This window comes from Burkholderia sp. ABCPW 111 (genome assembly GCF_000773065.1).
GTDB classification, from domain to species: domain Bacteria; phylum Pseudomonadota; class Gammaproteobacteria; order Burkholderiales; family Burkholderiaceae; genus Burkholderia; species Burkholderia savannae.
Window position 1 is genome coordinate 1 of sequence record NZ_JPWT01000089.1, and the last position, 13,416, is coordinate 13,416.

The window sequence follows — 13,416 nt, forward strand, 5'->3', positions numbered from 1 at the left end:
CTGATACGACGGCTCCTGCGACAGGTTCTCGTGGACCACGAAGCTCAGTGCAACCGAATCCGGGTCCAACAGGGGACTACGCAGTTCGATCAGACGCATGACGGTTCTCCCGTCGTGCCGGCGTTCGCCGATGTCGTTTCGTCAGGCCCATGCGCGCCGACCGGATGCGCGCCGCTCGCCTGCACGCTTGCATCCACGTTCGCGTCGGCGTGCGAGCCGCCTATCGCTTCATGCGCTTCATCCACTTCATGCGCGCCGTGCGCGTCATGTGCTTCGTGCGCCTCCACGGCAGCGGCCGCCGCGGCTTCGAGCGCCGCCGCTTCCGCCTGCTCGCCGAGCGCCGCGGCATCGGTGCCGCTCAGCTCCCACGCATCCTCGTCGAACACGAGCGCCAGCTTCTCATGCGCGGACAGCCGCACCGTCTTCAGCGCGCGCCCCTCCGCCCGCGCGGCGAGCACGCCGCGCGCGACGGCCGGCATCACGTGCTGGCGCAGCAGGTCGCGCACCGCGCGGCCGTTCGCCGGATGCTGCGACACCGCATGCGCGACCCACGACGCGACGCCTTCGTCCGCGCGCCACTGCAAATCGTTCTCCGCGAGGCGTTCGCCGAGTTCGTCGAGCGCCTGCGTCGCGATGCCGGTGAGCGCTTCGACATCGAGCGGCCGGAACGCGACGAGCTGAATCCGCGCGAGCAGCGCGGGCGAGAAGCGCCCTTGCAGCCGCTCGCCGACGAGCTTATCGAGCTTCGCCTGCGAGATCTGCGGATCGGCCTTGCACGCCGCTTCGATCTCGACGTCGCCGAGATTGCTCGTCAACAGGATCAAGCAGTTGCGGAAGCTGATCCTGCGGCCTTCGCCGTCCTCCATCCAACCCTGATCGAAGACTTGATAGAACACCTCATGAATGTCCGGATGCGCGCGATCGAATTCGTCGAGCAGCAGCACGCTGTACGGCTTCTTGCGTACCGCCTCGGTCAAGCGCCCGCCCTTGCCGTAGCCGACGTATCCGGGCGGCGCGCCCTTGAGCGTCGACACCGTGTGCGCTTCCTGGAACTCGTTCATGTTGAACTGGAGCAGGTTGCGCTCGCCGCCGAACAGCAGCTCGGCGAGCTTCGCCGCGGCCTGGCTCTTGCCGGTGCCGGTCGGGCCGGCGAGCAGCATCACGCCGAGCGGCCGGCGCGGATCGTTGAGCCCCGAATGCGACACCTGCAACGCCTGTGCGATCGAGCGCATCGCGCCCGTCTGCCCGTGGATGCCTGCATTCAGCGCGCCCTCGAGCTCGACGACGCGCTGCGCATCGTCCTGCGCGAGTTGCGCGACGGGCACGCCCGTCCACTCGGCGAGCACCTCCGACACGACGTGCTCGTCGACCCACGGACGCACCCAGCGATTCGCGCCGATGCGCGCGGCGAACGAATCGCCGTCGCTGTCGGCAGGCGTATTCGTTTCGTCGTTCAGACGCGCGAGCCACGTGCGCACCTCGTCGCGCTGCGCGTCGACGACCGTCCCGAGCGTCGCCGCCTGCTGCACGAGGCTCGCCTGGCGGCCTTCGAGTTCACCCTCGTCGCCCGGCGTGCGCACGCCCATCCGGCGATCGCTCGCGCGCCAATCGAGCGTCTGGCCGATCGCGAACGCCTGGTGCTGCAAGCGCTCGAGCTCGGCGGGCGCGCAGTTCTGGCTCATCGCGACGCGCGCGCATGCGGTGTCGAGCAAGCTGATCGCCTTGTCCGGCAACTGCCGCGCGGGCAGATAGCGGCGCGACAGCTCGACCGCGCCGCGCAGCGCCGAATCGACGATGCGCACGCCGTGGTGCGCGGCGAAGCGCGGCGCGATCGTGCGCAGCATGTCGACTGCCGCGTCATCGCTCGGCTCGTCGACGGGAACCGCCTGGAAGCGCCGCACGAGCGCCGCGTCCGGTTCGATGTACTGCTTGTATTCGGACCACGTCGTCGCGGCGACCATCCGAAGCTGACCGCGCGCGAGCATCGGCTTGATCAGGTTCGCCGCATCGCCCGTGCCGGCTGCGCCGCCCGCGCCGATCAGCGTGTGCGTCTCGTCGCAGAACAGGATGATCGGATCAGGCGATGCGATCACCGCGTCGATCAGCGATTTCAGCCGCTGCTCGAACTCGCCGCGCACGCCGGCGCCCGCCTGCATCCGCGCGAGATCGAGCGCCCATACTTGCGCGCCGAGCAGGCCCGGCGGCACCGCGCCCGCTTGGATCTTCTGCGCGAGCGCCTCGACGACGGCCGTCTTGCCCACGCCCGCCTCGCCGACGAGAATCGGATTGTTCTGGCGACGGCGCGACAGGATGTCGATCACCGTGCGCAATTCATCGTCACGGCCGACGACGGGATCGAGCTCGCCGCGCGCGGCCTGCTCGGTCACGCACGTCGCCCACTTCGCGAGCGCGTCGCTCGTGCCGTCGGCGGCGGCTTCGCCCGCGTGCTCGCCGAGCGCGCCGCCGTCGATCGCGGCGGGCGCTTCGTTGCTTTCCGGCCAGCCGGCCGCGAGCGATTCGTAGCGCTTCACCACTTCATCTAGCGCGACCGACGTGATGCCGCTCGGTACGCGCTGCTGCAGCCAGCGGCGCGTCAGATCCTCGTCGAGCCACGCGAGCAGCAGGTGGCCGGAGCGCACCTTGCCCGCGCGCGCCGCGATCTGGCTCCAGATGACGGCCGGCCCGACGCTGCGCTCGAGCGAGCTTGAGATATCGCGCAGCGAGTCGCCGCTCACGTCGAAGCCGTCGAGCGCCTTCTCCATCCGGCGCTTCGCTTCGCCAACGTCGCTGCCGAACTGCTCCAACAGGCGCGCGAGATCGCTCTGCTCGCGCTGCAGCAGGCACAGCGCCCAGTGATCGAGGTCGATGAAGGCGTGCCGACGCGATCGGCCTAGCGCCGTCGCATCGACGAGGGCCGCATAGGTCGTGCGGCCGAGACAGTTGAATATGCGTTCGCGATTCACGTCTAGTCCCGAAAAGATTCAAAGACAGTCAGGGTGCGCAGCGCCCGATTCGGCCTTGACCACGCGTCGACGCCGACGCGCATGCACCCAACCCTTCCTGCAAGTTCAGGGCGCGTCCACACCTGAACCTTGATGACGGGGTAAATTCGTCCGTCGACGAAATCCGTCACGACCGCGGACACCGCCATGACGGCGGCCGCGCGGCGTTGCCACCGGTAAAACTCGTCGGCCTCGATCGGCCCGATCACGATCTCGATCGAGTGCTGCACGTCCCAGATCCGCGCGCCGAGCCGCCATCCGCCGAGCCGCCGTGCGTGACTCGCCGCGGCCGGCACCGGCACCCAGCGGCCGTGGCGCGGCACCACCTGCAGCGCAACGCCGAAGTACGAGCGCAACATCCGTTGCAGATCGGCGAGCGAGCGGCGCGGCGCGCAGTAGATGCCCGGAAACGCGCGCCGGCACGCGAGCGCATGACGCTCGAGCAGATCGGCGTCGTCCTGCGTCGCGCGGCGCGCATCGGCGAGCGCCGTCACGCGCTCGACGAACGGATTGCGCGCGCGCTCGTAGCCGAGCACCGGATGCATCGACGACCACGCCGAGTAGTGCAACCACGCGAGGTCGCCGCACGCGACGTTGACGAAGCGCTCGAACGCGGCGTTGCGCTCGAAGCGCTTTTCCTGCATCGCATGCTCGGTCACGTGCAGCGGCAGCGGCCCGTACGGCGCGAACAGTCCGAAGTGACGCTGAACCACCGTGACCTCCGGGTGATCGTCGTCCTCGATGAAGCGCGGCAGCGTCACGTGCACGCGCTCCACTTCGGTGCTCGCGAAATGCATCTCCGCCGGCTGCTCGATGCGCAGCCACTTCGGCAACCGCCGCTTGCGCGCCGAGCGCTTGTCGTGCTTGCGCTGCAACGCTTCGACCCGCCGCATCAACTCGAAGAAGGTGCGGCGCGGCGTCAGCGCTTTCGTTACATGTTCGAGCGACGTCATGCGAGCCTCCCGTCGCGCGACGCCACGTTCGTGTGCGTGCTCGCCGCATCGCCGTCGAGGCGCACGGCGATCTCGATGCCGTCGTTGAGCGTCGCGGCTTCGGCAAGCGCCTGCGCGAGCAGACGCCCGAACAGCCAGCCGCCGCGATCCGCGTGCAGCGATTCGGCGATGTCGATCTCGACCTGCGTCGCGCGCACAAGCGCGGTCGGCGTCGAGCGGCCCGCCGCGACGAAGCGCGAGCGCAGCATGACCGAGCGCAAACTCTCGAGCCGCTGGCGGTCGAGTGCGTCGTCCTTGTCGATCGCGAGCAGCAATTGCTCGACGATGCGCGCCGTCACGTCCTGCTGTTGCGACGCGCGCAGCGCGAGCGGATTGCGGCCCACGTGCGACACGGCCTCCCAGCACGCGTCGACGCTCGGCTTGCCGCGCGGCGCGCTCGCCGGCCACAGACACTCGATGCGCTTCACCGCCGTCGGATCGAGCAGTTGCAGTTCGGCGTCGAGCAGCGCGGTCGGTCGCCAGTCGCGATCGGCAACGAGCGCGCGGCCCGTGATCGTCGCGACATCGTCCGGATCGAGCGTGTCGTCGACCATCGAGACCGCGACCAGATCGTGGCTTGCGAGCGGATCGAACCGATCACGCCGCACGCCGTCGACGAGCAACGCATCCTCGCGCCGCATGCCGTAGCGAATCGAGCCGTCCTGCCCTTCGTAGCCCGCCGTCTCGAGCACCGAGCGAGCGCGATGCGCGCGACCATTGGTCTCGCACACGAACACCTCGGTCAGCGCCCACAGGTGATGAGCGGCGGGCCGCATCCGGTCGACCGGAATCCACTGCTCCGGCTGATTCGCGTCGTACGGCACCGGATCGAAACGTTTGGAATACAGATTGATCGCCGGCGTCGCGAAGAGGCGAAACTGGCTCGCGTCCACGTCGCCGATCAAATCGCCCGGCGCATCGCGCAATGCGAAGAACAGATCGAACTCGCGCGCCGACGGCGCTTTCTCCGCAATCGCCGCGAGCGCATCGACGTAGACGCCGAGCAGGCGCGTCGGCTGCGCGAAGTATTCGCGCAACAGCCGCAGCCCCGGCAAGCCACCGAAGTCCTCCGGCAACAGCGCCTCCGCATCGTCTACGCCGGACAACCGAATGCCCGACATCGGCAGCGTCAGCACCTCGTCGCCGCGATTCGTCGACACGAGCGCGAACCACGCGGTCGTGTCGGCAAGCAGCGCGCGATGCAGCGCGTACGCGCGCGGCAGGTCGCCCGCAAGGCTCAGATGCAACGGCGCGAATCCCTTGTCCTCACGCGACAGCTCCGCGACCGACGCGCCGCCCTCCACTTCGAACCTGAAGCGCAGCACCGCATGCGACGACGCGAGCCGCTGCGCGAGCAGCGACGGCAGCCCGGTGATGCTGCGGCTGCACTCGACCGACGCGAGGCGCAGCGGCAACAGCGTGACGTCGCGCGCGGTCGAGAACATCACGGGCAGCTTGCGGCCCGGCAAATGAGCGGCGATGAGCGAGCCGCGCGGCAGCGTGTTGCCTCGAAACGCGTCGGGCGAGCCGAGATCCGGATGGAACGCGAACGTCGAGATCGCAGGCGTGGCCGCCGTGTAGAGCGGGCAAATGCGCCCGAGCGCCTGTTGCGCGAACTCCGCGCATTCGCGGTCGAGCCGCTTCTGCACGCGCGCCGACAGATACGCGACGCCCTCGAGCAGCCGCTCGACGAACGGATCGGTGACCGCATCCGGATGCAGCCCGAGCGCCGACGCGACCTGCGGATGCTCTTTCGAAAAGCGCGCACCCGCATCGCGCAGCTGGCGCAATTCGTCGTTGTAGTGGTCGAGAAAATTCATCGCCGTTCGTCGCTCACCGGTCATCCGCTAGGCTGAAATACCCGCTCAGGTAATCGAGCGCGAGGCTCGCCCTGAGCTCGGCTCCGTCTTCGCGCGCCTTCATCGACACGTCGAAGTAGATCGTCTGCGGCAAGCGCCTGTGGCTCTCGGTCCGAGGCTTGACCGTCGTGCTGGCGGGATCGACGCGCGGCTCGAAGCGACGAATCACCTCGCAGATGTGCGCGGCCGCATGCGCGGGATTGATCTTCGTCGCGCCGGCCGCCTGCATCGGCGGACAGCCGAAGTTCAGCACCGAATGCGCTGCCGGACTGTCGTCGGCGATGCGCATGCGCGCGCCGCGAATCGCATAATTCATCAGGTCGACCAAGTGATCCGCGACGACCTCTTGAAGCGAATGACGACGAATCCGTCTGGACAGCTTGTTGTAGAGTTGAAGATCGCTCACGTGCATGTTCCCGAGTGTTGTGGCGCGAGGCCACAACACTGCCCAAGGTTAGCCTGGAAACTAGAACCTTCCGACGGGTTAGATCGGGGCGTTCTGCTTGAGGTCGTATCCGGCCTTGATCACTGCGCCCATCGTGCCGTCGTTACGCTGCTCGCGATACTCGAACTCGATCTGGGCGAAGTTGATCCGGATCTGGTCGGTCGGCAGCACGCCGTCGACTTCGCCGCTCGCGTGGCCGAGCTGCGAAATCGGCATGTTGCCGAGCGTGCGGAACGACGACACGAGGCCGCTCGCGAACGAGATCGTCAGGAACTCCTGCTGGCCCTTGCCCGACTTGCGGCAGATCAGCTTCGCGTTCTGGATGTGCTCACCCGTCGCACACATCAGGAACAGCTTCGGCGACGCCTTGTTCGACACCATGCGGAACTCGAAGTCCTTCATCTCGACCTTACCCGCGCCGCCGCCGCTGCCGAAGCCCCAACGGCCCGAGTTCTCTTCCGCCCACTGCCAGCTCTGAATCTGGATCAGACCGGGATATTGCTGATCGGTCGACTCGCCCTCGACGCCATCGATCTGCAAGAAGTAATCAACCAACGCATTTGCCATGCTATGAACTCCTAATTAGTTATAACAAGACCATATCGAAAAGACCGCTGTTGAATCCGCTGCGAGACGCATCGACTCCGCCCCGCAACGCCTCGAACACCTCCTTCTTTAAGCGAAACCGCAACCGGCCCGGTAGTCGCGGCTCAGGTCGTCACCTCGTGCTTGGTCGACGGAAGTTTCGAAACCAGCCGGAGAGAAACGGTCAAACCCTCCAGTTGGAAATGGGGGCGCAGGAAAAACTGCGCGCGATAGTAGCCGGGGTTTTCCGGAATCTCGTCGACGACCACTTCCGCCGCCGACAGCGGACGCTGCGATTTCGTGACCTCGCTCGAGATGCTCGGATCGCCGTCCACATAGTTCATCAGCCAGTCGTTCAGCCAGCGCTGCGTATCCTCGGCCGACTTGAACGAACCGATCTTGTCGCGAACGATGCACTTCAGGTAGTGCGCGAAACGGCACGTCGCGAAGATGTACGGCAGGCGCGACGACAGGTTCGAGTTCGCGGTCGCGTCGTCGTCCTCGTAGATCGCCGGACGATGGACGGTCTTCGCACCGATGAACGCCGCGGTATCCGAATTCTTCCGGTACACGAGCGGCATCAGGCCCGATTCGGACAGCTCGTGCTCGCGCCGGTCCGAGATCGCGATTTCCGTCGGGCAGTGCAGGTCGACTTCGCGATCCTGTGAAGGCAGCACGAACTTCGGCAGCACCTCGACCGCGCCGCCCGACTCGACGCCGCGAATCTTCGTGCACCAGCCGTATGTCTTGAACGCGCGCGTGATGTTCGCACCCATCGCGTACGCGGAATTCGCCCAGCAGAAATCCTCGGCGCGGTTCGGGTCGACCTTCTCCTCGAAACCGAACTCCTCGACGGGCTGCGTCTTCGGGCCGTACGGCACGCGAGCAAGGAAGCGCGGCAGCGTGAGCGCGAGATAGCGCGAGTCGTTGCTCTCGCGCAGGCGGCGCCAGAACGCATATTCGGTCGCGGTGAAGATCTTCGACACGTCACGCGGATTCGACAGCTCGCTCCAGTCGTCCATCTGCAGCAGGCCCGGCGCGGCGGCCGCGATGAACGGCGCGTGCGCGGCCGCCGAGATCTTCGACATCTCGGTCAGGATCGACACGTCCTGCATGCTGTGGTCGAAATAGAAATCGCCGATCAGGCAGCCGAACGGCTCGCCGCCGAACTGGCCGTATTCCTGCTCGTAGATCATCTTGAAAATCGGACTCTGGTCCCACACGACGCCCTTGAAGCGCCGCAACGTCTTGCCGAGATCCGCTTTCGAGATGTTCAGGTAGCGGATCTTCAGGTTCTCGCTCGTGTCGGTGTTCGATACGAGATAGTGCAATCCGCGCCACGCGCCTTCGAGATTCTGGAAGCGCTTGTTGTGCAGCACAAGCGTCAGTTGCTCGGAGATCTTCTTGTCCAGCTCGGCGACCAGCTGCTCGATCGTCTGCGCGACGTCCTCGCGAACCACGACCCGGCTGCGCCGCGCATACGTGAGCAGCGTTTCGACGGCGTTCTGCACCGCCTCCGCGGCCTCGTTGGTGCGCGGCCGGAACGAGCGGCGCAGGATGTCCTTCAGATCTTCGTTGACGTTGTTCTGATCGACGACTACCTTCTCGGCAGACGATTCAAGCTGCTGCATACTCATTTCGCACCCTCTTCCGGTTGTTGGCCGTCGCCTTCGCCGTTGCCGCCGGATTGCTCCGTCGCCTCGGCCTCGTTCGCCCACTGCGGGCTCTTCAGCAACTCCTGAATCACGTCTTCCGCCGCGGCCTTGCCGTCCATGTAGGTCAAGAGCTCCTTCAGGCGATTGCGTGCCTCGAGCAGCGTCGACAGCTCGGGAATGCGCTTGACGACGTCCGCGGGCTCGAAGGATTCCATCGACGTGAACGTCAGATCGATCGGAATCAGCGTGCCGTCGTTGGTCAGCACGTTCTTCACGTGATAGCTGAGCGACGGCGCGATCTGCGCCATGCGCTCGTCGAAGTTCTCGACGTCGATCTCCTGGAAGCGGCGATCCTCGACGGGGCCGAGCGGCTCGACGTTGTCGCCCGACAGATCCGCCATCACGCCCGCGACGAACGGCAGCTCGACCTTCTTTTGCGACCCGTAAACCTCGACGTCGTATTCAATCTGCACACGGGGCGCACGACTCTCCCCGATGAATTTCTGTCCATCCTTTTGTCGAACCATGATGAGCAAACCCTCTACACGAAGTTGTTCACGTTACTTGATAGAGCTCTGCGGCCGGTTCAGCTGGGCCACGAGAGACGCCGCCTCGGGATAGAGCTCCGCCATCACCTCCTCGAAACCCGCCCCTAGCATTCTTTGAATCCGCGACAGGAAGATCGGCGCCGGATGGCTCGGCTCGTGCAAGCGGAAGTACTCGACGATTCGCTCGAGCGCCGCACCGACTTCCTGCCTCGACCTCAGCGCGCCGCCCGGCCCGGCGGCCGGTTGTCGCGTATCGGGCGCAGGCGCGCCACCGGGCGTCGAGTCCACCGACTCCGTACCTGCGGCGTTCGTCTTGTTCACCTCGTCCGCCTCCGAATGCGCCTGCACGAGCCGCGACGACGCGACGCTCAACAGTTCGAGCGCGCGTGCGACGTTGAGCTCCTGCTCCACCGCAGCTATCGATTCCCTGATTCTCGATAAGGAATCCTGAATGTCATGTACAAGAGTATTCGCTCTAATGCGATAATCAGGATCCTCCACGATCGAAGCCGCCCGCCCGCCGATCAGATCGTTGAGCGTCGCATCGCGGTCTTCGAACCGGGAACTGCCGAGCTGATGCAGGAACTGCGAACCAGCAAGCCAGCCAAGATGAATCAAAAGGGTTTCGCCGGGCGACTCGTCAGGCAACGCGCGAGGATGCAATTCCTCGACGGGCGCGCTCATCAGATCGGCCAGCAATCGCGTGCCGTCGGCGAGTCCGCTCAAGCCGCGCCGCGCGATGCACGCACGCAGATGCCAAATGGCGACCCGCACGTCTTTCGCCTTTTTCAATAAGGCGAGACATCCGGTTTCGACGGAGACCCACTGGAACGCGCCCTCTCCCTTGCGCTGAGGCGCGTAGCCGACGGAATCGTATTCGCAGATGGCTGCGTCGATTTTGATAAAATCTTCGTCGAAATCCAGCAAGTCCGGCGACTGGCCCGGTAGTGCAACGTCGTTCATGGTCTATCCACAAATCACAAGCGTCGGGAACCGACTTCGCAAAGCTAGATTAGTTTGCGTTCCGTCAAAATGCCCAAACTTAATTCTTCGAATGTATTAGCGACCACATAACTCGATGCTTACTATCCGCCAAAGCGTTTTGGGGAATTAGATTAGTATCCGCTGGAATAAGACAAACGAACGCCTGCGGGTTCCAGGAAAATATTCCACGGAAACCGTTTACGCCGCCGGTTTTTTTCTCAGCGATATTAACCCGCCCCTTCCGCCCAGCCCGATCCCTGCGAGCTGGCTAGCGCCAGCCTTCCGCATCGGCGATCGGTAAGATGCACTTCCATTAAATCAAATACGGCGCGCACATAAATCACTACGCCGTCGCATTTGCGGCGGAAATATCATCCAAGCACCGGGTTTAATCTGAAACGTCACACCTTAGTGGCCCTCAACGACAACGGCGTGACAATCATTCATATCGTTACAGTCTACGCTGTAAACTTATAGAACGCTCGTAAATTTGGCAAGCAGAAATAAATTTTTCTTACAAACGGAACTGTAAGTTTGATTCAATGAAATTGAAATATAAGGATTGCCTCCGAAGCGGAGCGAGTTTCGAACGACGCGGAGATTTTTATCTTGCGCGATCCTTCCGATCGCTTTTTCTTAACCCGCCTGCCGAATTACTCAATCACTACTTCATACATTCCGATCAGGCTTCTTCGACTACTTAATATGTATTCGCAATCGTTTGCGCGGCCTGTCGACCCACAATAAACCCACCTCGCCGGAATTGCAAGCGGGCCGAAAATGCCCGCCGCACGTACATCAAAGCCAATGAAGCGAGAACGCGGCGCGAATGCGCATCAAGGCGGCGGGTGAAACATCTTTGTTACATTGGGATCAATTTAACTCGACTGAGAGACAACTTATTTGCCGACTGGATCGTCTGTCCGCTATAAGCGCGATACCAACGTGATAGCGCATGGATCGGCGTGGTCCCAAGAAGGCGTTTTACTTGTCGTTTGAGGCCCGGATGCTCGTCCACTGCACGACGGCAGCGACGATCGGTCCGACAGGATCGATCGTCATGTCATTCAGTAGGATGACGAACAGTTTTAGAGACTATTAAGTGCCTGCGGTTTCCCCACGGAACCGAATACATCCTCGGGAATTGCGCGCCCGATGCCCCGTGCCGCGCCAGCGCTCGTGCCACGATCCATATTTATAAGCAACCCGAAGCTCATGGACTCGATTGCCTGCTCGAACGCGCCATTCGGGCAATGTCGTGTTCTCACTCCCGTCCCGGCTGCGCCCCGGTCGGTTCGCTCGCTCCTCGACACGGGCATCGGAACGAACGACGCAGCGCATTTCGTCGCGCCAGCGTGTCGGCGTGTATCCAGTATCTATCTAGTCGCTACTAGTTAGTAGAAGGCGCTCCCGCCTGCGCGCCCCGCGGCGCGTCGGCCGCGACGCCGCCCTTTGCCGGTCCTCTGCGCACGGCGCCGCCAATAACGAAACGGCGCGGCCACCATCCGGCGCCGCGCCGTTTCGTCAGTCCGATGTCCGCCCGAGCGTCGACCACCGCACGCGCGGGGCCTCGAGGAACCGATCGTCAGGCCTTCATCGATCCGGTTCGCACATAGCGCTCGTGCCAAGACAGCGCTTCGCCGAGCAGATGCGGCGTCTGCTTGCCGAAGCTCTCGCGGCTCGCGCGCTCGAAGTAGTCGTCGAGCATCGGCCGATAGTCGGGATGCGCGCAATTCGCAATGACCTTGCGCGCGCGCTGCTTCGGCGACAATCCGCGCAGATCCGCGAGCCCCTGCTCCGTCACGACGACCGCGACGTCGTGCTCGGTGTGGTCGACGTGGCTCGCCATCGGCACGATCCGCGAGATCGCACCGCCCTTCGCGGTGCTCGCCGACATGAAGCACGACAGATAGCCGTTGCGGGCGAAATCGCCGGAACCGCCGATGCCGTTCTGGATCTTCGTGCCCATCACGTGCGTCGAATTGACGTTGCCGTAGATGTCGGCCTCGATCATCCCGTTCATCGCCACGATGCCGAGGCGGCGCACGAGCTCCGGATGGTTGCTGATCTCCTGCGGCCGCAGCACGATCTTCGAGCGAAACGTGTCGATCTCGTCGGCGAAGCGCTTCACGGCGTCCGGGCTCAGCGACAGCGCGGTCGCCGACGCAAAGCTCAGCGTGCCGTTCGCGAGCAGGTCGAGCATGCCGTCCTGGATCACTTCCGTGTACGCGGTCAGGTTCGAGAAGCCGCCTTCGCCGAGGCCGGCGAGCACCGCGTTCGTGATGTTGCCGACGCCCGACTGCAGCGGCAGCAGGTTTTCGGGCAGGCGGCCGCGCTTGATCTCGTGGCGCAGGAAATCGATCAGGAGTCCGGCGATCTGCTTCGACGCCGTGTCGGGCGCGGCGAATGCGTTGCTGCGGTCGGGCGCGTCCGTTTCGACGATCGCGACGATCTTCTCGGCCGGGCAGCGCAGATACGGCTCGCCGATCCGGTCGTCGCTCTTCACGAGCGGAATCGGCTTGCGGTTCGGCGGCAAAGCGGTGCCGTAATAAATGTCGTGCATTCCGTCGAGGCCGAGCGGCTGCCGCGAATTCACTTCGAGGATCACGCGCTTCGCCTGGTCGAGCCACGTCTTGTTGTTGCCGACCGACGCCGACGGAATCAGGCTCCCGTCCTCGCGGATGCCCGCCACTTCGACGATCGCGACGTCCAGCTCGCCGAACAGGCCGAACCACGCGTACTGCGCGACGTGGCTCAGGTGGATGTCCTGATAGTCGAGCTCGCCCGCGTTGATCTTGTCGCGCAGCGTCGGATCGGATTGGTACGGCAGGCGCATCGAGATGCCGTTCGCCTTCGCGAGCGCGCCGTCGAGCTCGGGCGCGGTCGACGCGCCCGTCAGCACGTTGATGCGGAAATCTTCGCCGCGCGCGTGGGACGCCGCGATCCGCGCGGCGAGCGCGGCCGGCACCGCTTTCGGATATCCGGAGCCGGTGAAGCCGCTCATCGCGACGGTCATGTTCGGGCCGATCAGCGCGGCGGCCTCGTCGGCGGTGCGGACGAGGGAGCGCAGGCTGGGAGCGAGGATACGAGAGGTTGGCATGGCTGAATGTCGAACGGTTGTATTAGATCTGGCGACGCAGCGCCGCAAGGGTGTCTCCGGAGTGGCGCGCGCTTGCGGCGCGGGCGGCGGTCACGGGCCGGCGGCGCAAGCACGGCCCGAGTATCGCAGAGCGCGCCGCGGCATAGTGTCCGCCCCGTGCAAAAGTAACTTGCCGGATTTGCTGGATATTTGCCCGAAATCAACTTCAGGCGACGCGCGCCATCACGCGGCGGGCGACCGCCACAT

General features: G+C 64.6%; 9 protein-coding genes. All 9 read right to left on the bottom strand.

The genetic code is table 11. The annotated features are described in order from the left end of the window. Positions 1-89: 89 nt before the first annotated feature. Positions 90-2,963, bottom strand: coding sequence for a type VI secretion system ATPase TssH (tssH, locus tag X946_RS20955; protein ID WP_038751454.1), 2,874 nt, complete (start codon positions 2,961-2,963; stop codon positions 90-92). A gap of 2 nt (positions 2,964-2,965) precedes the next feature. After that, positions 2,966-3,955: a type VI secretion system baseplate subunit TssG gene (gene tssG / locus X946_RS20960; protein ID WP_038751457.1), complete on the bottom strand. Its 990-nt coding sequence runs from the start codon at positions 3,953-3,955 to the stop codon at positions 2,966-2,968. Beyond that, a complete protein-coding gene (tssF, locus tag X946_RS20965) occupies positions 3,952-5,814 on the bottom strand; it encodes a type VI secretion system baseplate subunit TssF (RefSeq protein WP_038751460.1) in 1,863 nt (620 codons plus the stop codon). The genes tssG and tssF overlap by 4 nt, the downstream gene beginning before the upstream one ends. Before the next feature lie 13 nt (positions 5,815-5,827). After that, positions 5,828-6,259, bottom strand: coding sequence for a GPW/gp25 family protein (locus tag X946_RS20970; protein ID WP_038751517.1), 432 nt, complete (start codon positions 6,257-6,259; stop codon positions 5,828-5,830). A 78-nt stretch (positions 6,260-6,337) separates the two neighbouring features. Next, positions 6,338-6,865 (bottom strand): Hcp family type VI secretion system effector, encoded by a 528-nt coding sequence (locus X946_RS20975; RefSeq protein WP_004530039.1) that lies wholly within the window; start codon positions 6,863-6,865, stop codon positions 6,338-6,340. 143 nt (positions 6,866-7,008) lie between these two features. After that, positions 7,009-8,514 carry a type VI secretion system contractile sheath large subunit gene (tssC, locus tag X946_RS20980; protein ID WP_161788681.1) on the bottom strand — a complete coding sequence of 502 codons (1,506 nt, stop codon included), beginning with the start codon at positions 8,512-8,514 and terminating at the stop codon, positions 7,009-7,011. Between the two features lie 2 nt (positions 8,515-8,516). Then, positions 8,517-9,065: a type VI secretion system contractile sheath small subunit gene (gene tssB / locus X946_RS20985; protein WP_038751464.1), complete on the bottom strand. Its 549-nt coding sequence runs from the start codon at positions 9,063-9,065 to the stop codon at positions 8,517-8,519. A 33-nt stretch (positions 9,066-9,098) separates the two neighbouring features. After that, positions 9,099-10,049, bottom strand: coding sequence for a type VI secretion system protein TssA (locus X946_RS20990; RefSeq protein ID WP_038751467.1), 951 nt, complete (start codon positions 10,047-10,049; stop codon positions 9,099-9,101). Positions 10,050-11,655: 1,606 nt separating this feature from the next. Then, positions 11,656-13,170, bottom strand: coding sequence for an acetyl-CoA hydrolase/transferase family protein (locus X946_RS20995; protein WP_038751469.1), 1,515 nt, complete (start codon positions 13,168-13,170; stop codon positions 11,656-11,658). Positions 13,171-13,416: the final 246 nt, after the last annotated feature.

Excerpts from the sequence above, each read along its gene's own strand:
- tssG (WP_038751457.1), bottom strand. The coding sequence starts at position 3,955 with ATGACGTCGCTCGAACATGTAACGAAAGCGCTGACGCCGCGCCGCACC.
- tssF (WP_038751460.1), bottom strand. The coding sequence starts at position 5,814 with ATGAATTTTCTCGACCACTACAACGACGAATTGCGCCAGCTGCGCGAT.
- X946_RS20975 (WP_004530039.1), bottom strand. The coding sequence starts at position 6,865 with ATGGCAAATGCGTTGGTTGATTACTTCTTGCAGATCGATGGCGTCGAG.
- tssC (WP_161788681.1), bottom strand. The coding sequence starts at position 8,514 with ATGCAGCAGCTTGAATCGTCTGCCGAGAAGGTAGTCGTCGATCAGAAC.
- tssB (WP_038751464.1), bottom strand. The coding sequence starts at position 9,065 with ATGGTTCGACAAAAGGATGGACAGAAATTCATCGGGGAGAGTCGTGCG.
- X946_RS20990 (WP_038751467.1), bottom strand. The coding sequence starts at position 10,049 with ATGAACGACGTTGCACTACCGGGCCAGTCGCCGGACTTGCTGGATTTC.
- X946_RS20995 (WP_038751469.1), bottom strand. The coding sequence starts at position 13,170 with ATGCCAACCTCTCGTATCCTCGCTCCCAGCCTGCGCTCCCTCGTCCGC.